Genomic DNA, 17536 nt, shown 5'->3' on the forward strand with positions numbered 1-17536 from the left:
CACCTACTTTCCTGCATTTTCACTTAGATAAGTGCTGATATGAATATCATATTGTTTCGTTTCTTCTGTATAATTGTAACCGGAATACTTCAGGTCTGCGAACAGCTCCGACTTCTTCAGGCGGTTGATAAAATCATAGATACTCGTAACTTTCGGTGCCATAGCGACAAACTCATACATTCCGGTCGATGCGTCATATCGGTCCACCGTTATGGAGACCTTTGTCCCCGCGCTGTTTTTAACCATTTTTTCTACCCGGCTGTTAGCCTGCGGATAGGAGTCAAGGACCTGTTTTACAACGGCCAGCTGTTCTTTTCCAGACTGCTTGTTGGCAAGTTCCAGATCCAGGTTTTTGGCATTGGTGTAGTCTGCCTGGTTCCCTGAATCCTCAATATAAGAATCCATCTCATTGATCTTAGAGTTGTTAATCATGTTCATGCCGAAGAGCACTGCAGATACAGCCAGGCAAAGCACCAGGACGCCTGCAGCGGCGAAAACTCCAGGATATACCTTGGAAGATTTTTTATGATCTTCCTTCAGCTTGATCCTCTGCGCGAAGTCAATATCCTGTTTTTTATCCGAGATCAATGCTCCCACGGCAAAAATATAATGATAGAATTCTTTCTCGTCCGGCAGCTGATAACCTGTCAGCTGAAACGTGTTTCCTACTTCCAGCCCCAATTCCCGGAGAGGGGCCGCAAGTATCCCTAAATCCTCTTTCGGAAATCCTCCCAGATAAATATTCTTTATTTTTTCCCCTTTTTGCTCTGTGGCGAGAAACTGGATCATAGAACTGATCGTATTCCCCACTTCCCCGGCAATACCGTCCGTACCGTGCTCTGCAAATATTCTCGTGCGGTTCAGATATTTGTATGTACCCTGCACAAATAATGTGCTGATCAAAATCTCCCCGTCAAGCTTAGAAAAGATAAAGGTTTCTTTCCTTAAATCCTGTATGCGTTCAAACGCTTTTAACTGGGCGTTCAGGGCAATATCCACGGATTCTACTTCCACTTCCATGGACGCAAATACATCCAGATAGCTTTTCAGCATAGTCTCCTGGATGGCCGCTCCCAGAACTGTTGCCATTCCACTTTTTTTATCCATGTCACAGACACGGTAGTCGTAGACATAATTCTCCGGATTTTCCAGACTGGTAAGCTCTTTTTTAACCACTTCCAGAGTCTTTTTCTTATTCATTTTCGGAATCGTCATCATCTTAGCCGCGATCTGGGTACTGTCAATGACCAGGCTGATCTTTTTTGACAATCCTTCCCTTTCCCACAGCTTCAAAAGCTGGTTTTTTAATCCTTCTTCTGATGTGATGACTCCATTGATCAGGCTTCCTTCCCGGATATCAAACTGAATAAAATTTTGAACCTGGATCTTATTCTTTTTTGCCTCCCCCACAGCGATCTGCACTCTGTGGTTTGATAAATATACTGATGTCCTCATAAAAAAGATCCCCCTTTAATATCCCTGGTCAATGGTAGAGTAAGATTCATAAATCGGCAGAATCACTGCCACAACTACAAACCCGATGATCAGTGCCATCAAAATGATTAAAATCGGCTCCATCAATGTCACCAAACGTTCCAATGCCCTTTCGGCCTCAAACTCCAAACTGTCGGCAATGGAGTCCAGCATCTCATCCAGGCTTCCAGTTTCCTCTCCTACTAAAATTGAGGAGGACAGTTTTTTCTGAAATCCGTCGATTTGCATCAAAGAGCCGGATAGGGATTCTCCCCGCCGGATCAGATCGATCACCCCGTCAAACTGGTCTTCTATGTACCGGTTCCCGACAGTGGAACTTCCAATCTGCAGTGCCTGTATGATCGGGATACCGCTGGAATACAGGGAACACAGGGTCCTCGCGAATCTCGCCGTATATATTTTCCGAAGCAGATTTCCGATGACCGGAAGCTTAAGCTTTAACTGGTCTTTCTTCCACTGCACTTTTGGAATGCGGAACAGAAGATTCAGCCCAAACACCAAAACTACTACAGCCAAAATAATAAACGGCCAATACTTCTGAATTCCGTCACTCATGCCAAGCAGGATCACTGTAGGCAGCGGCAGGGATTCCATTGTATCAAAAATATCCTGAAATTGAGGTACCAGATAGGACAGAATAAAAATGATCACGCAGACCAGCAGCACAGACAAGATCATAGGATAGATCATCGCATTTCTTACTTTGCCGTTGAGCCTGTGTTCCTTGTCGTAATGTTCTGCCATACGCAGTGAGGTCTGGTCCAGATTACCATTGGCCTCCGCAGAACGCATCATACTGACTAAGAGCACCGGAAATGTTTTCCCCTGCTCCTCCATGGCTTCCGACAGGGGGACACCCTGGCGGATAGCATTGAGCAGATTCTGGTAGGTCTCCTTGTCAGCGCTTTTCACACCAATCTCATTGGAGATGATATTCAGTGAGCGAACAAGAGAAACTCCCGCCTTTAAAAGCGTTCCTAACTGTCTGGAGAAGTCCGCCAGAACAGCGGTTTTCATTCTTCTCTTGGATTTGAGTTTGCTTTCTTCCATGTCCTTGCTGGAGATTAAATATCTCCCGTCAGCTCTCAGAGCTTGATATAAAGCCATTTCATCGGCGGCTTCAAAAACGCCTTTCGATATTTTCCCGTTACTGTCTTTCGCTTTATATTTATATTTCGGCATAGATAACTTCCCTCCCTGAGCATAACTTTTACAGCAAAAAACCAAGATACCAGCTGATCACCTCATTACCACAGCATATGGCAGCCCAGATCCCTGCACATAAGAATGGTCCAAACGCAAAATGGTCTTTGCCTCCTTTTTTCTTTCCGGCCAACAGATAAATCCCATAGACTCCTCCCGTAAGGACAGAAAAGAAGAATGCGGCGGCCACAAGCTTCACACCCAGAAGCAGTCCGGCAGCGGCCATCAGCTTTATATCTCCTCCTCCGAACGCGCCTGGAATCAGCACGGCCAGAAGCAGCATGGGAACGCTGACAGCAAAACAGCCAGCTGCTCTCATGGCGATGGAAACATCCGGAAACAAAAAAACAGACAAGATACCCAGACACAAAAGTGCCAGCACAAACCCATTGGGTATTTCCATTGTATCAATATCTACAAATAAAACCGCAGTCAGCAAAGCTGCCACAGATAGTAACAAAAAAACTCTGCATAAATAGATGCCGATCCCCGCATCATTTAGTGGAAAAAGCATTGCCGACTGAACGGCCAGTCCTCCTCCCAGAAGTTCCACCAGCAAATACCGAAATGGGATTTTAGCTCCACAGTTTCTGCATTTTCCTCTGAGGATCAGATAACTCAGAACCGGTACCATATCATAAGGCTTTAATCTGGCACTGCAGGACGGACAAAAGCTTCTGCCGCCCACAAATGAGATGTTCCTCGGCACCCGGTAAATTAAAACATTCACAAACGAAAAAATAGATGCTCCGATCCAGAAGAAGATAAAATATACAAGTCCCATGGTTCCCCCTTTTTACAAACAAAGTGGGCAAGTCCACTTCATCTCCCCAACCCCTCACCCTTTGAGGGGCTTGACAACTTTGAGCGCCAAATGCAATTTGACGTAGTCAAATAGTTTCCTCACGCATTTGTGTGCATAGTGCCCGTAGGGCATTTTTGTTCCATAGGGAGGTTCGGAGAACTTTCCTATGGAAGAACAAAGAAAGAGCACCCCAGAAGTAAACTACTTTTGGGATACTCTTTTCCTAAATATCTTATGAATCCCCGATCATCTGGTCCAGGCGGTATACCTTCCAGACTGGCTTTCCCTTCACTTCTTTGTATCTGACGATATAGCCGTCCTCAACGTATACAAAATCAGTCACTTTTACATCCCGCCTGTCATAGGCAATCGTGTCAATCCTTCCGTGGCTTTTAGCAGTATCCAGAATCTCCGTCTCTACTGATTTGGAGAGTATCTGGCGTTTCCCCGCAACAGGGACTTCCCCGCCCTTTGCATATGTATCGTAGAAACAAATCTGTGCGGAAACCCGGACATCCTTGGCGTTTCTTAAAATGTTCCTTGCTTTCTGCCGCTGGATCGATGTCTTAACATAAGGAAGCACTCCGAGAAACAAAACGGACAAAAGCACTAGAAGCAGAATCCATTCTATGATCTCTATGAACTTCTGGTTTTTAAAGTTTCTATTTGTGCCCAAGGTTTACCGTCCGCCTTCCGAAAATATATTCCTTAACTATTTTTTGTTGTGGTCCATGCAGAACCGTCAAATGTTGCTGTAAATTTCTTTCCTTTGTAAACCAAATTTGATACAGTTCCATCGGCATCAAAAGTGATGGAAACACTCTCATACTTGCTGGCTTTTACCTCTGCAAGCTTCTCAATGCTCGGATCATCCGCAGCTGCGCCCGCTGCTTTAACATCTAACGTTGTAATAGTTTTACCACACAGATTTTTAGTGGCCGCATCACTATTGTAATCATCTGCAGCAACAGTCTTAGCCGCCATTAAAATTTGTCTGCCTTCTGTAGCTACTTTTTTCTTATTGGCACTATCAATATACCCTGTCAAAGTAGGTACCAACAGTGCAATCAGGATCGCCAGGATAACTAATACAACGATCAGTTCTACCAGAGTGAACCCCTTCTTGTCCTTTCTCAGTTTTTTCTTTAAATCAAATAACTTCTTACTCATAATTTCCCCTTCCTGTCATTAAATTTTTCCTAAATCTTATAGATAAATTATATGCCGAATCCCTATACTTGTCAAACAATATCGAGTTTATAATATGTGCAGCTTTTCCGCTTCTTCAAGTTTCATCCGGAAAGCCTGAACCTGTGATAAAACCTGATTCATCCAGCTTGTAACACTCCACTACTTTTGTCCGTTTATACGACTGACCGGTCTTTACATTGCGGACATTTAGGATAATCTTTACAAGATTTGTATCCTTCTCCCTCTCGAACTTCAGATTCTTGATCTCCTGGTTCATATACGTTTTTCGGGAAAAAGTCCAATCCACTCCCTTCTTTGCCGCTGCGCCTCCCTCAGAGATGGAAGCTGCCTGATAATGGAGTACAAGACGCTTCTCCCCCTCCTCTTCTTTTGCATACATGATTACTGTACGCCCTTTTTTATCCGTATAGGTGATCTTTTCTCCTCCAGTATCAATCTGCACCTGCCCGGCTGAACTTCCGATCTCCCCGCAGATCTTTTCCAGAAGGATATCCGCGACACTCTGGGCCCTGCTCATATTGGATATTCTGGCCATAACATTCATGGCAGGTGACAGTGTGGTGATAGCGGCTGTCATCAGGATGCCCAGAAGAAGAAAGGTGACCATCAGTTCCACGAGTGTCAAACCACCTTCTGAGTTTAAAACCTTTTTAAATACTGCCCACTTTTTTGGCCGATGTTCCATCATTCACTTCCTTCCTGCCCGAAGAAATAGATAAAATATCCATCACTGCTCTTGGCTTCTCCAACCTGAACTTCCATGCCCCATTCTGCCACAGCATCCTCCGAGTCCTGTCTTTTCACGGTCAGCAAAACAGTCTGCTTCTCCGTTGATTCAGAAGACTTTTTCTCATAGAATTCGGACACAGCCTGATCCGACTGCTCCTGCACCTGTCTCGCCTTCCTGATCTGGTTTAACGACATAACAGTACTTTTGTAAAGAAATGCAATGCCCATCAACAGGATGGAAAAAGCCACAAGAACTTCCACTAACGTCATACCGCCGCGCTCTTTTATGAAATTTTCCCAAAATCTCTTCATATGATCACTCCTGCCATTGCTCAGCCCAAGTCCATTTCTCCGGTTCAACTGTACTGATCTTCAACGAGTATCTGGTTGTAACATGATATTCTTGTTTCCGAGAACTTGAACTGACCCTTGTGACAAGCACCGTCTGGTCAAGGGGCGCATCCTTTTCAGACTCCCAGTAGATCGTGACCTGAATCTCTCCAAGGGTATCCTTTGCCGACTGGATCATCCCTATATCCAGCGTACGAAATGCCTCTTTCTCCCCATGGCCGTCTTCCTTATCGTTGTAATACGCCCACTTGTCATTTTTGATCTGGTCATACAGGAAATATCGTATATTATCCTCGGCCGTTCCCTGCCCCTTGGCATCCGTGATCTCCTTTTGAAGAATCTTATTAAATGAGACAGCCGAAATCCTGCACTGGTCTTTCACGGCGGACTGCTGTGCATTGGTAAGGACCTGATAGGAGACCATGATCATGATCAGTGCCACTGCCATAAATACACAGAGGATGCACATAACAAAGATCAGCGCACTGCCTTCATTCCTTTTCTGATATCTTTTCATAATCTACACCCTCTCAGTTCACACCGTTATAATATCCCTGGATCGTCTTTTCTAGTTTCAGATAGTACTCTTTTAAGTTATTTATTGTGAGTTTCGCCGGGTCAACCGTAAAGTTTTTGATGGTAACCATCGCTCCCCCGTCTGTCCCTGATGCTTGATAATTCTGTTCCCCTATTTTTTCGACCGTCAGCGGGATTCCGACAGTGTTATTCTGTGAGGAAGCATCTGCACTGACAAAGTAGTAACATTTAGAAATATCCGCTTGATTAAATTCCATGCCTGCAAGCGGATGATCCAAAGGTGCAACCCCAAAACACTGAAGGAGTTTCAAATTTTTGGCAGGTCCTTTCTTTTTGCCGATCATTCCTGACATCTTTGTTTTATTAGCCGGAAAGCCATAATTTCTGCTCCGGCTTAATTTCGTGTTTCCATCGGTCAGATCCGCTTCGCCAACGATACCTCCTGCGGTTTCTGCTTCCAGCAAAGCCGCGTTGACACATTCGATCACAGATAACTCCAAGGTGTCATCCTGGGTACCCTTCATCTCATCAGATAAACCGATGATGCCTCCGGCCATTTCTTTTTTGCTTTGTATCATCACATCTGCCGCCGCAGAGCATCTGCTTATCTTTCCTCCTTTTACCACGGATCCTGCTACACCTCCGGCTGCCCCCTCTTCAGAAGAAATTGTACAGTCCTCTACATAGGCTCCTTCAATGGAAGGATCTTCTGCACTGCCGGCAATTCCCCCGGCATTTCCATATTCAGAGCTGACATCTCCTTTATTTCCGCTGTCCATGACGATCGTACCGGACGCCATCAATCCACAAATACCTCCTGCGTCTCTAAGAACAGCCGTGATCACCGCGTGATTTTCAAATCCTTTCAGTTCCTCTTCTCCTTTTTGAAATCCCGCAACCCCGCCAACGCAGTCATTGCCAAACAAATATCCTTTGACCTTGGAATAATTCCTTATCTTACCATTCTTCTCATTGTATCCTGTGACTCCCCCTACATAGGTATCTCCTGATACAAATGCGGTTACTTCTGAGATCTCGTCACTTTCAATGATTCCGTTATTATAACCGGTGATGCCTCCCACCTGGATTCCTTGTCCTCCGTATTCAAGCAGTGTTTTCCGGATCTCATCCTTGGAATCCTCTTTCATTTTCATTTGGGAAGTACAGTTTTGAATCTTTCCGGTATTGAGTCCGGTAATGCCTCCTCCAAACTGGCCAAATCCATTAGAAGAATCCACTACAGTAATGATACCGCAGTTGGTCCAATTTTTTAAAACCGCCTTGGAAGTATACTCCTCTTTATCCACAACAAAGTTTCTGAGACTGATGTCTGTGTTTAAAATATTGGCCGCACTTCCCTGAACACTGCCATTGACTCCTGTAATGCCGCCCACATACTGGCTTCCGATCACATTAGAATAATTTTTAGATCCATTTCCGTCCATGACTAGTTCTGAGTCAATCACACCTGTGTCCGATGTTTTCATATGGAAGCCGGTAATACCGCCTACGTACTGATTTCCGGTGACAAAACTCTCCTCATCTTGTTTTCCAGTACTGCACTTGGTGATGGTTCCATGATCGTTAAGTCCCACGATCCCGCCTACAAAGTCTCCCTTCAGCTGGCCGTTCTTTGCACTTTCTTTCAACTCCACAATCTCTTTTTCTGTGAGTGCTGGTGCGCTCAGGCATTCCTTAATGGAGGATTCTTTATTATATCCAAGGATTCCTCCGATACACTGCCTGGTGCCCGTGACATATCCAAAGTTTTCACACTCTTTGACCGATAAACTGCGGACTTCATCCGGTTTTGCAGGATCTTCTATATAGATTCCATTCAAATATCCGACAATGCCTCCCACAAACTTCTCTCCCGACACCCGGGCGCTGTTTTTCAGAGACTCATAGGTCCTCATAGTCCCCACTAAAATCAGCTTTTCTGTTCCGGTATCCAAAGGTTTTCCTGTAATATCGCTGCCCGCAATGCCTCCCACAAACTCCTTGCCGGTCACAGTGCTCTTTTTGTCCACGGAAATATTTTTCAGGGTTCCGTAATTGACTCCGCATACGGTTCCAACATAATCGGTTCCCTCCGATGTGATCTGTTCAAGGATCAATTCCCTTACGGTTCCTTCATTCACCTCAAACAGTCCTGTCGGGGTCTTCTGGTCCTTTTTCCCAAACCTGATGTTCTGGATCACATAAGATTTCCCGTCCACATCCATCCCCTGAAGGGTATGCTTCTGATTCAGTTTGCTGACGGAAGGGAGGGGAGTATCATCCTCTAAAGCTGACAGCTGTCTTGTCTTATTGAACAGAAAACCTCCTGCTGCCATGCCTTTATCACCGTTCCAGCTTATATCTCCAGCCAGACGGTACAGCACGGTCCCATCCTTTGCTTCCTCTTCCTCAAATCTCAGATTATATAAATGTCTTCCATTTTTAAGATCAAAGACTTTTGTACTGTCTTTTTTTATCTCTTCTTTGGCGAAATAAGAGTGTTCCGTATTGGTCTGTTCCCACTGGCTGGGCCGGTAGCCGCTGCCTGACGCCTGCATCCGGACATACAGAGTAGTGCTGGAAAATCCAAGCCTGCGGATACTGTAGGTTCCATCATAATCCGAATCCTTTTCGGAGAGCTGGGATGCAGACTCCAGATCCACGGCATCCAGCATCAACATCATCTGCCCGTCTTTGTCCGTATAACCCATGAACTTCATATTCTTTTTGGTATCCGTGACTTTCCCATCCCCATCATAAAAAGAAACATCACAGGTCAAAGTAAGATCTTTGTCTTTGCCCTCTTCCCGTAAGATCGTCTCCGTTTTATCCAGGTCATTGATCTTAAAGGAGCAGACCAGCTGATCCGTAGAAGCGTCATAAAGCTTCAGCTCGTATGCAAGGCTCAGCGCCGAAGCCTTATATGCATCCTCAAGCTGCCACTGGATCGACAGTGTCTCCTTGTTGGCAAGCTTTAACTCTTTAAAAATAGATCCCTCCATAGGCTGCGGAGTTGTGGATATGGAATCCACCCCATAGTATCCCACAAGCTCTTTATATCGGTCACCACTGCTTCTGCCGCTGATATCGACACTGCCGTCCCCGCCTTTTGGCTGGGTATTTCCATAATAAAAACTTTTAGCTTTGTTTGAGTAACAGACGCCTAGGGCAATCCCTTCGTTTGGATCAAACTCTACACAAAATGAGGCATTTAAGACATCCGCATCATAGATATACGGCGCGATCATGTCATAGACAGTCTTTTTTGCTCCTTCATAATCCGCCCGGTTTTCTCCTTTTTGGAAGAAAAAATAGTACATTCCCTTGGCATCATCCGCGACCGGCGCCCCGTCATCAATCATTGTTCCATTCAGCTGGTTTTCTTTATATTTAGACGCTGAGAGCTCCTTCGTAAGATCATCCAGGCTCCCTCCGGCTTTGGCATGGGCCATAGACGACTGGAGCGCAGTAAAGATCGTCTGAGCATATTCATTATTCTTTTTAAACGCAGAGTGCTTCTGATAGGCTGCGATCCCTCCTCCGGCAATTGCCAGAAGGATCCCGAAAATGACCAAAACGACCATCAGCTCTACCAATGTATATCCTGCGCTGTCTTTCAGCTTATTTTTCATCGAAGCTCCCCCTGCTATCCCGATTTTTTCCTGTTCTTAAGCTTTGTACTTGATTTATCGTGTACTTTTTCCTAAACAGACTTATATCCTTTATATGTCGGATTATACCATTGATTGAAGATGAAAACAATCGAATTCATCTGCATAAGCGGAGGATCTTATGGCAGGTGCGCCAAAAAACGGTTTGTACAAAAGGATACCCTCTTTTCAGCAAGAAAGAATTGGACATATCAGGATATTTTATTATATACTGATAAAATCGACAGAGAAAGAAGGGATGATTTCATGTACACATCAAAAATCACTGTAAGATATGCAGAAACCGATCAGATGGGAATTGCTCACCACAGCAATTATCCAGTCTGGTTTGAGGTGGCAAGGACCGATTTTATAAAGGCTTCTGGTATCAGCTACTCGGAAGTGGAAAAGGCCGGCATCATCACTCCGCTCACCGGGCTGACGGTCAAATACAGGCAGGCAGCCTTTTATGAAGACGAACTCTTCGTCCACATAAAGCTTACGAGGCTGACGCCGGTAAGGCTGGAATTTTCTTATGAAGTGATTCGGGAAACTCCTTACGCGGTCATCGCCACAGGTACCACTTCTCATGGAATGGTCAGCAAAAACTTAGTACCGGTCAATGTAAAGAAGGAACATCCCGAGATCTACCGGATGTTTGAAGAGAGCATGGACAAGGAAAGATCTTAAAAAATGCCAGGGGCTGCTTCCACAAGCATTCCCCTGGCATTTATATATTTACTGACCTTCATATAAAAAGAATTTCATTTCAACCGTCTGATTCCGGATCTCAAAGCTATCCATATGCTGCTGTCTTCTTTTCATCCCCTGATGTTCATAGAATTCATAGCTGCAGCTTGTGTCCGTGAATAGAAAAAAACTACGGATCTTTTCACGCTCCATATAAGCCCTCATCTTCTGGAACAGCATTTTTCCAATGCCGCTGCCCCGGAATCTGGGATCTACAGCAAAAAATGCGATCTCACCTTCGTACTTCTTTGCTGAGTTCTTAAGCAGCTTTTGATCTATGCCATTGATCCTTCCAAAGATGTTTGAGATGCGCCTTCCCTCCTTTGTCAGGTAGAGGGACAGAACCGATAACAACTGCCTGATCCGATACCTGAGCGGACACCGGTATGTTTTTATATTTTTCCCCATGATCACTCCCACCGGCACTCCGTCCAACACTGCGACCTGTACATAAGTCTGGTTGGCAAGACAGCTGTTTAAATACACCTCTGCAAGTTTTTTTGCCGTCTTTGGGCCGGTCAGTTCATCATACTTCCATGTCTTTCTGATCACATCCTCCAATGGTTTTCTGTCCATTTCCTGAAATTCTCTCAAGATTACCTGTTCTTTCATTTATTACTCCTATTCTAATGCACGTTGCTGGTATATAATTACCTTAAAGTATTCAGTAAGTGTAAAGTCAAGGAGGAAATCACATGAACCGCGACACGATAAAAATGACAACGGCACAGTTTGCAAAAATGCACCAGGTCAACAAAAGAACTCTGCATTACTACGATGCCATTGGTTTATTCTCTCCTATCTCCAAGGGCGGGAACAACTACAGGTATTATGATTATTCTCAGGGAATTGAATTAGAATATATCCGCATGCTGAAAGAGCTGAATATGAGTCTGAAAGAAATTAAAGAATATTTGAATCATCCGAATGAGGCATCTTTTTTATGCATCGCTGATTCAAAGTTAAAAGAGATCGACCTTGAAATAAAAAGACTAAAAGGAGCAAAAAAAGCCCTTGAACAGAAAAAGCAACAGCTGGAACTATGCAGCCAGATCAGACATAAGGAGATCCGGATCATTCACTGCCCGGAAGAAAACTACTATGTGATTCCGCTCCCATATGGAAGTGAGGACATCGAGCAATGGTATGCTCTTGTGAAAGATACCTGGCATACCGAGCAGTACAGCACAGGAATCGGAAGCTATATTTCTGCTGACAAGATCAGAGCAGGAAACTTTCAGGATTATGACGGCCTGTTCACTGCCGCACCGAAGAGAGCAAAAAACAATACCTCAAAAAAACCCAAAGGAACTTATCTGTGCGGTTATTTTAAAGGGGATTGGAGCGGCCTTCCTGATTTTTATGATGAAATACTGGAGTTTGCGCAGGACAGAAATCTAAGCCTTACCGGATATGCCTATGAAACGGGGCTTAATGATTTTGCGGTCTCCGGTTTGGATGACTATGTTACCCAGATCATGGTCAGGGTTGAGGCACAGGGTGATCTGTGAGTCTGTCAGTATAAAGGCAGTTCAATATCAATCCAAAGCCATCCATTGCTCCACCGTGCGCCGGCTGTCCCTCCCATCTGCTCAGACAAAAGTTTTGCAATGGAAAGCCCCAGTCCTCCTGCCCGGCTTCTGGCACGGTCTTCTCTGTAAAAGCGCTCAAACATCCGTTCAGTGTCCACCTTTTTTGCAACGCGGTTTCCAAATGAGAATCCTGCTTTCTCCTCCCCCTCTACCGTTACTGTCACATCTGATTCCGCATAGAAGATACAGTTACGGATGAGATTCTGTATGATCCTTATGAGCATCTCCTGGTCTGCCAGCGCATAGACGGGATTTGTCTGCTCTATTTGGATTCTGATGTTTTTTTCCTCCAGGACCGGAATCATTTCTGCGACGCACTCAGTGATGAATGCCCCAAGGTTTATTTTTTCAAGGTAAGGTTCTGTTTCTTTATTGGCCCACAGGGAATATTCAAAAAACTGCTCAATTAGTTTTCCCAGCTCATCCGCATGCTTCTGGGCGATAAGAAGCCTCTCCTTTTGACCCTCGTCTGTCAGAGACTTAAGGAGCAGCTGCTGATATCCTTTGATCGCTGTCAGCGGCGTCCGCAGATCATGGGACAGATTTGCAATCATCTCTTTCTGTTCCTTTTCTTTTTTAAGGCTTTGCTCCTTCAGTTTCTCTTCATTTTTCAGGCACTGGTTTATATTTCCCGCAAGGCGGATAAGCCCGGAATCCATCAATTCCAGGCTTATGGGCTGTCTTGTATTCTCTTCTCTGCGTTTTTCAAGCTGCCGGTTTATTTTATGGATCTGCTGTCTTTGCAGCACCACATAGACAGCCAGTATGACAACACCTGCTGCCAGTATGATTATCATGTTTTTTCCCCCTCTTATTTGATTTCAGCTCTCTTAAAGACTAGAAAAGTGATCAACACCATCAATACCGCAAATCCACCCCCCGCCGCAATACTTTTGAAAAAGATTTCCGACTTTGCATTCATAGACAGCTGGATTAAATATTTGCCGTAAAATGGAGTCAGGGAGATCATTTTCTCAAATGCCTGGTTTCCGCCGCTGGCCTGGAGCATTCCGCAGACTAAAGAGATCAGATATCCTATTCCTATCACAGGCACCGGTTTCCGGAAGATAAATGACAGCGGAAGACAGATGCTCAGCTGTCCGGCATAGACAATGCATACTGTAACTGTGATGCCGATGATCTTCAGGACAGTGGAAAATGTCATTGGATTTCCAGCCTCCATGCATATCATCGTCAAAAATACGGATGGAATATACAGCTTAAACTGGCTGTCCACAAAGAATGCGGCAACAGTCACCAGAAAGTACGGGAGTACCATCAGGAGCAGGACAAGAAAATAGGAAACTGCCTTTCCCAAAATGATCTCACCTCTTCCGGTACCGCTTGACACTGCGTCATGTATGGTTTTATTTTCAAAATCTCCGCATAAAAACAGTCCCGCGGATATCGTTCCCAATAGGGCCACCATCTGGGCGTCTGCCAAAAAGGAAGCGTTGCCTACAGCTCCCTGGCCCAGGGTCCCGCTTTCAAACCAGTGCGCCGCCAGCACCATGAGCACCGCTCCCGCTGCAGAGACTAAAAACAAAACCTTGAGTGCGGCAGACTTTTTCAATTTCAGTATATCGGCTCTTACAACATTAATCATTCTGACCGCCTCCTATCACAGATATAAAGTAATTTTCCAGACTATCTCCTTCCAGAGAAAAGCCGGTCACCGCCAATCCATTTTTGTATAAGATAGCTGCGACCTGATCCTGCTGATCCAGATGGTCATACAGCTTCACCACTCCGTCCGGCATTACCTTATAGTCTGTGGTACCGAGACCTTCCTCCAAAACAGCTGCCAGCTTCGCTGTTTCCTGACACTGAATTCTTATATGCCGCTTGCAGTTTTCATCCAGCTGTTCCTGGCTGAGAGTTTTTAAAATCTTTCCTTTGTGTATGATAATATAGTCTGTGGCAATCTGATAAAGCTCCGGCAGATTATGGCTGGAGATCAAGATCGTGATATGACGGTCCCTGCAAAGTTCTGTCAAAAGCCTTCGGATCTCCACAACCCCCAGCGGGTCCAATCCATTGACCGGCTCATCTAAGATTAGAAATTCTGGATTCCCAATCAGTGCATCCGCGATCCCAAGCCGCTGTTTCATTCCCAGAGAAAAATTCTTTGCCTTTTTCTTTCCGGTATTTGAAAGCCCTACCAGCTCAAGCATCTCATCCTCCAATTCCTTATTGGGAATCCCCTTTAAGACCCTGCGGACTCTCAGGTTCTCCTTTGCACTCATGTTTCCGATAATCCCGGGATATTCTATCATACAGCCGATCCGTTTTCTTTCCTCCTTAAGCTCCTTTTCTCCCTGATGACCAAACAACGAAAGACTGCCCTGGGCCGGAAAACTGAGTCCGGCCGCCAGGCGCATCAGGGTCGTCTTTCCGGCTCCGTTTTGACCGATCAGACCGTAGATTTTACCCGCCTCAAGCTTTACGGATACTTGATCAAGGGCACGGAATCCGCCGAAGTCTTTTGAAAGGTTCTCTGTCTCTAATACATAATCCATGCTTCTCACCTATCCTTTCCTTTTTCTGCTACAAGTAGATTATAGATGCCAATCGTCAAGAAAAGGTTAAGCTTTCCCGTCCTCTGGTAAAGAATTGGTCAATTTAAACCTTGAACAGCCGGTAACCGATGCCCCATACTGTCTCTATGTATTGTCCCTCAGGATTTGCCCTCTTTAACTTGCTTCTTAAGTTGCTCATGTGAGTCTTTACCGCGTTGTCATCCCCCAAATAATCATCTTCCCAGACCGTCTCGTACAGATTTGCTTTCGTATAGACCTTATTGGGATGTTCCATCAAAAGCTCCAGAATGGCATACTCCTTGGCTGTAAATTCCAGATCCCTTTCTCCCAGGAAAACACTTTTTGCATCCTTTGAGAGCATCAGGTCTTTATATCTGAGAGTCTGCTCCTTCTTCCTCAGAGAACTCCGCCTTCTGAGATTCGACAGGACTCTGGCTTCCACTTCGCCCAAGTCAAATGGCTTCGTTATGTAATCATCTGCCCCTAGTTTTAACAGGTCGATCTTTGTGCCAACCATATCCTTTGCAGAGATGACGATCACCGGGATATCAGAAAATGTCCGCAGCTCTCTTAACACCTGGTCACCGCTTTTGTAAGGAAGCATCAGATCTAACAACACCAGATCAAAACTGTGTTCCCTGAGCTTTTTGATCCCGTCTGTGCCGGTTGCTGATATTTCAGCCCTATAACCTGCCTCTACAAGACATTCAAGCAGCATAGCGCTCACATCCTTATGGTCTTCTATGATCAAGATTGTCTCCATCATTTCTCCTTTGTTCCTGATACCGTTACAAGCTGTTCCAAAAGAATCAGGCGCATCAGCTGATGGGGAAAGGTCATACGGCTGAAGCTCAGCTTCATGTTTCCTCTTTTCTGGACAGCCCTGCTAAGGCCCAGGGATCCTCCGATGATAAAAACAACTTCCGCATCCTTTTCCCGGTTCCAATTCTCCCATCTACGCCTTAGTTCCTCTGTTCCCATCTGTTTTCCATCGATGCATAAAGGCACCACGAAGCTTCCCTCCGGAATCCTGCTAAGAATCCGCTCTCCCTCAATTTGACGAATGCGCTCCTCCTCTTTTTGGCTTGCCCCATCCGGTGTTTTTTCATCCTTCAGTTCAATGATTTCCAGCCGACACCGGCTGTTTAAAGTTGTTTCACAGCGTTCAATGAGCTTTCTGAGGTATGGTTCCTTGATCTTCCCCACACAGATGAGCCTGACCTTCATGACTTCTCCCTCGCTGGTTTTGTCACATCAATCCACTCCCTTGCCTGTGAACAGGTAAACAATTCTTCTTTCGTGAGTTCAATAGCTGAACTTGCGCTCCCGCAGGCCGGAAAAACAGTCTGAAACCGCTGTAAGGACCGATCCAGATAAACTTTTGCCCCCTCCGGATTCGCAAACGGGCAGACACCGCCTCTTTCATGGCCCGTCAGTGCTTCTACATCTTCTCCCCTGAGCATCTTTGCCTTCATTCCGAAGAAAGATTTAAACTTTTTATTATCAATTTTAACGTCTCCGGCCGTCACGATGAGAATGCATCCTTCCTCCTGCCCATAAAACGACAAGGTCTTGGCGATCCTGGCCTCCGCAACTCCCAGGGCTTTTGACGCAAGCTCTACTGTAGCGCTGGAAACCTCAAACTCTTTAGCCCTCTCGTCCATACCATATAATTTTAAATAATTCCTGACTGCTGTTACTGACATGTCCTATCATCCTTTCTGTCCTTTTCGTTTTCTTTTGATTATTTTAAGCTTTCTATGACCAAATGACAAGCCACTTCATCTCCCCAACTTTCCTATCGAACAAAGAAAAACCCGGAGCCTGAAACACGAAATGTTTCAGACTCCGGGCAAATGGAATCAATAAGCTTAATCGTCCCTGCTGCCTCCGAATAAAAGCACCAGACGGAGAAGACTTAAAACAGCTGCCGCCGCAGACGCCACATAGGTCAAAGCTGCCGCTGACAACACCTTTCTTGTATCCTCCAGTTCATCCTCGTACATCATAGCAGAACCCCGCAAAGCCTTCAGCGCACGACTTGACGCATTAAACTCTACTGGCAGCGTCACCAGCTGAAAAAGTACAGCCAGAGAAAACAGCAGAATCCCTATGTTCAGCAATGTCTGGTTAGCTCCTAACACAATACCAAGAATAATAAATACCCATGAGAGGTTGGAACCAATACTTGCTGCCGGTACCAGGCTTCCACGGATCTTTAAAGGGGCATAGGATTCTTTATCCTGCATCGCATGACCACACTCATGTGCCGCGACTCCGATCGCCGCAACGGATGTGGCGTTGTAGGTTGCGTCGGAAAGCCTCAAAACCTTACTCCTTGGATCATAATGGTCAGTCAGATTGCCGGACACACGCTCCACCACTACATCAAAGATTCCTGCCTGATTTAAAATCTTTGTAGCCGCCTGCGCTCCAGTCAGCCCGGTGTGGCTGTGTACCTTGGAATACCGGCTGAATGTTGAGTTCATCTTACCGGATGCAATCAATGTGATAATGATGCCGATAATGATCAATATATACGTTGGGTCCCAAAAAACTCCATACATAGGAAACATAATTAATACCTTCCTTCTCCATAGGCCTGTGTACTCCGGCCTTCTTAGTTATCTGTCTTCTTCACCGGATAAAACCCGGTCTGTTGTAAGATGCATT

At 45.3% G+C, this 17536-nt stretch carries 19 protein-coding genes; 2 read left to right on the plus strand and 17 right to left on the minus strand.

Annotated features, from left to right (window positions below):
• Nucleotides 1-3: 3 nt before the first annotated feature.
• The 9 genes from AR1Y2_RS09990 to AR1Y2_RS10030 all read right to left on the minus strand — a co-directional run bounded on the left by AR1Y2_RS09990 (nt 4) and on the right by AR1Y2_RS10030 (nt 9963).
• Nucleotides 4-1455 carry a pilus assembly protein PilM gene (locus AR1Y2_RS09990; protein ID WP_137328834.1) on the minus strand — a complete coding sequence of 484 codons (1452 nt, stop codon included), beginning with the start codon at nt 1453-1455 and terminating at the stop codon, nt 4-6.
• 15 nt (nt 1456-1470) lie between these two features.
• Nucleotides 1471-2676 (minus strand): type II secretion system F family protein, encoded by a 1206-nt coding sequence (locus AR1Y2_RS09995; RefSeq protein ID WP_137328835.1) that lies wholly within the window; start codon nt 2674-2676, stop codon nt 1471-1473.
• A 28-nt stretch (nt 2677-2704) separates the two neighbouring features.
• On the minus strand, nt 2705-3481 hold the full coding sequence (locus AR1Y2_RS10000) for a prepilin peptidase (RefSeq protein ID WP_137328836.1): 777 nt from the start codon (nt 3479-3481) through the stop codon (nt 2705-2707).
• A gap of 253 nt (nt 3482-3734) precedes the next feature.
• A complete protein-coding gene (locus AR1Y2_RS10005; RefSeq protein WP_137328837.1) occupies nt 3735-4178 on the minus strand; it encodes a hypothetical protein in 444 nt (147 codons plus the stop codon).
• A gap of 32 nt (nt 4179-4210) precedes the next feature.
• A complete protein-coding gene (locus tag AR1Y2_RS10010) occupies nt 4211-4672 on the minus strand; it encodes a type II secretion system protein (protein ID WP_137328838.1) in 462 nt (153 codons plus the stop codon).
• Between the two features lie 115 nt (nt 4673-4787).
• Nucleotides 4788-5402, minus strand: coding sequence for a PilW family protein (locus AR1Y2_RS10015; protein ID WP_243118723.1), 615 nt, complete (start codon nt 5400-5402; stop codon nt 4788-4790).
• The gene (locus AR1Y2_RS10020; RefSeq protein ID WP_137328839.1) at nt 5399-5755 is read right to left on the minus strand and encodes a type II secretion system protein; all 357 of its coding nucleotides are present in this window, start codon (nt 5753-5755) and stop codon (nt 5399-5401) included. Before AR1Y2_RS10020 ends, AR1Y2_RS10015 begins: the two co-directional genes overlap by 4 nt.
• 4 nt (nt 5756-5759) lie before the next feature.
• Nucleotides 5760-6311, minus strand: coding sequence for a hypothetical protein (locus AR1Y2_RS10025; protein WP_137328840.1), 552 nt, complete (start codon nt 6309-6311; stop codon nt 5760-5762).
• A 13-nt stretch (nt 6312-6324) separates the two neighbouring features.
• Entirely contained in the window at nt 6325-9963 is a 3639-nt protein-coding gene (locus AR1Y2_RS10030; protein ID WP_137328841.1) for a type II secretion system protein, read from the minus strand.
• Between the two features lie 285 nt (nt 9964-10248).
• Here AR1Y2_RS10030 and AR1Y2_RS10035 point away from each other — a divergent pair, with 285 nt between their 5' ends.
• Nucleotides 10249-10671, plus strand: a complete 423-nt coding sequence (locus tag AR1Y2_RS10035; RefSeq protein ID WP_137328842.1) for an acyl-CoA thioesterase — start codon at nt 10249-10251, stop codon at nt 10669-10671.
• 48 nt (nt 10672-10719) lie between these two features.
• Here AR1Y2_RS10035 and AR1Y2_RS10040 read toward each other — a convergent pair whose 3' ends face one another.
• Nucleotides 10720-11343, minus strand: a complete 624-nt coding sequence (locus tag AR1Y2_RS10040) for a GNAT family N-acetyltransferase (RefSeq protein ID WP_137328843.1) — start codon at nt 11341-11343, stop codon at nt 10720-10722.
• Nucleotides 11344-11426: 83 nt separating this feature from the next.
• On the opposite strand from AR1Y2_RS10040, the gene AR1Y2_RS10045 reads away from it, so the two are divergent.
• Complete coding sequence (locus AR1Y2_RS10045; protein WP_137328844.1) at nt 11427-12242, plus strand: MerR family transcriptional regulator; 816 nt, start codon at nt 11427-11429, stop codon at nt 12240-12242.
• A 5-nt stretch (nt 12243-12247) separates the two neighbouring features.
• On the opposite strand, the gene AR1Y2_RS10050 is transcribed toward AR1Y2_RS10045, so the two are convergent.
• From AR1Y2_RS10050 to AR1Y2_RS10080, 7 genes are all read right to left on the minus strand, one after another.
• Nucleotides 12248-13120, minus strand: a complete 873-nt coding sequence (locus tag AR1Y2_RS10050) for a sensor histidine kinase (RefSeq protein WP_137328845.1) — start codon at nt 13118-13120, stop codon at nt 12248-12250.
• A 14-nt stretch (nt 13121-13134) separates the two neighbouring features.
• The gene (locus AR1Y2_RS10055) at nt 13135-13929 is read right to left on the minus strand and encodes a hypothetical protein (RefSeq protein WP_137328846.1); all 795 of its coding nucleotides are present in this window, start codon (nt 13927-13929) and stop codon (nt 13135-13137) included.
• The gene (locus AR1Y2_RS10060; RefSeq protein WP_137328847.1) at nt 13922-14842 is read right to left on the minus strand and encodes an ATP-binding cassette domain-containing protein; all 921 of its coding nucleotides are present in this window, start codon (nt 14840-14842) and stop codon (nt 13922-13924) included. Before AR1Y2_RS10060 ends, AR1Y2_RS10055 begins: the two co-directional genes overlap by 8 nt.
• Nucleotides 14843-14945: 103 nt before the next feature.
• Nucleotides 14946-15629 (minus strand): response regulator transcription factor, encoded by a 684-nt coding sequence (locus tag AR1Y2_RS10065; protein ID WP_330554798.1) that lies wholly within the window; start codon nt 15627-15629, stop codon nt 14946-14948.
• Nucleotides 15626-16090 carry a 23S rRNA (pseudouridine(1915)-N(3))-methyltransferase RlmH gene (gene rlmH, locus AR1Y2_RS10070; protein ID WP_137328848.1) on the minus strand — a complete coding sequence of 155 codons (465 nt, stop codon included), beginning with the start codon at nt 16088-16090 and terminating at the stop codon, nt 15626-15628. The genes AR1Y2_RS10065 and rlmH overlap by 4 nt, the downstream gene beginning before the upstream one ends.
• Nucleotides 16087-16569 carry a YbaK/EbsC family protein gene (locus AR1Y2_RS10075; protein WP_137328849.1) on the minus strand — a complete coding sequence of 161 codons (483 nt, stop codon included), beginning with the start codon at nt 16567-16569 and terminating at the stop codon, nt 16087-16089. Before AR1Y2_RS10075 ends, rlmH begins: the two co-directional genes overlap by 4 nt.
• A gap of 165 nt (nt 16570-16734) precedes the next feature.
• The gene (locus AR1Y2_RS10080; protein WP_137328850.1) at nt 16735-17439 is read right to left on the minus strand and encodes a zinc metallopeptidase; all 705 of its coding nucleotides are present in this window, start codon (nt 17437-17439) and stop codon (nt 16735-16737) included.
• Nucleotides 17440-17536: the final 97 nt, after the last annotated feature.

It is taken from the genome of Anaerostipes rhamnosivorans, assembly GCF_005280655.1.
GTDB lineage: Bacteria > Bacillota > Clostridia > Lachnospirales > Lachnospiraceae > Anaerostipes > Anaerostipes rhamnosivorans.

Excerpts from the sequence above, each read along its gene's own strand:
- AR1Y2_RS09990 (WP_137328834.1), bottom strand. The coding sequence starts at position 1,455 with ATGAGGACATCAGTATATTTATCAAACCACAGAGTGCAGATCGCTGTG.
- AR1Y2_RS09995 (WP_137328835.1), bottom strand. The coding sequence starts at position 2,676 with ATGCCGAAATATAAATATAAAGCGAAAGACAGTAACGGGAAAATATCG.
- AR1Y2_RS10000 (WP_137328836.1), bottom strand. The coding sequence starts at position 3,481 with ATGGGACTTGTATATTTTATCTTCTTCTGGATCGGAGCATCTATTTTT.
- AR1Y2_RS10010 (WP_137328838.1), bottom strand. The coding sequence starts at position 4,672 with ATGAGTAAGAAGTTATTTGATTTAAAGAAAAAACTGAGAAAGGACAAG.
- AR1Y2_RS10015 (WP_243118723.1), bottom strand. The coding sequence starts at position 5,402 with ATGATGGAACATCGGCCAAAAAAGTGGGCAGTATTTAAAAAGGTTTTA.
- AR1Y2_RS10020 (WP_137328839.1), bottom strand. The coding sequence starts at position 5,755 with ATGAAGAGATTTTGGGAAAATTTCATAAAAGAGCGCGGCGGTATGACG.
- AR1Y2_RS10025 (WP_137328840.1), bottom strand. The coding sequence starts at position 6,311 with ATGAAAAGATATCAGAAAAGGAATGAAGGCAGTGCGCTGATCTTTGTT.
- AR1Y2_RS10030 (WP_137328841.1), bottom strand. The coding sequence starts at position 9,963 with ATGAAAAATAAGCTGAAAGACAGCGCAGGATATACATTGGTAGAGCTG.
- AR1Y2_RS10035 (WP_137328842.1), top strand. The coding sequence starts at position 10,249 with ATGTACACATCAAAAATCACTGTAAGATATGCAGAAACCGATCAGATG.
- AR1Y2_RS10040 (WP_137328843.1), bottom strand. The coding sequence starts at position 11,343 with ATGAAAGAACAGGTAATCTTGAGAGAATTTCAGGAAATGGACAGAAAA.
- AR1Y2_RS10045 (WP_137328844.1), top strand. The coding sequence starts at position 11,427 with ATGAACCGCGACACGATAAAAATGACAACGGCACAGTTTGCAAAAATG.
- AR1Y2_RS10050 (WP_137328845.1), bottom strand. The coding sequence starts at position 13,120 with ATGATAATCATACTGGCAGCAGGTGTTGTCATACTGGCTGTCTATGTG.
- AR1Y2_RS10055 (WP_137328846.1), bottom strand. The coding sequence starts at position 13,929 with ATGATTAATGTTGTAAGAGCCGATATACTGAAATTGAAAAAGTCTGCC.
- AR1Y2_RS10060 (WP_137328847.1), bottom strand. The coding sequence starts at position 14,842 with ATGGATTATGTATTAGAGACAGAGAACCTTTCAAAAGACTTCGGCGGA.
- AR1Y2_RS10065 (WP_330554798.1), bottom strand. The coding sequence starts at position 15,629 with ATGATGGAGACAATCTTGATCATAGAAGACCATAAGGATGTGAGCGCT.
- rlmH (WP_137328848.1), bottom strand. The coding sequence starts at position 16,090 with ATGAAGGTCAGGCTCATCTGTGTGGGGAAGATCAAGGAACCATACCTC.
- AR1Y2_RS10075 (WP_137328849.1), bottom strand. The coding sequence starts at position 16,569 with ATGTCAGTAACAGCAGTCAGGAATTATTTAAAATTATATGGTATGGAC.
- AR1Y2_RS10080 (WP_137328850.1), bottom strand. The coding sequence starts at position 17,439 with ATGTTTCCTATGTATGGAGTTTTTTGGGACCCAACGTATATATTGATC.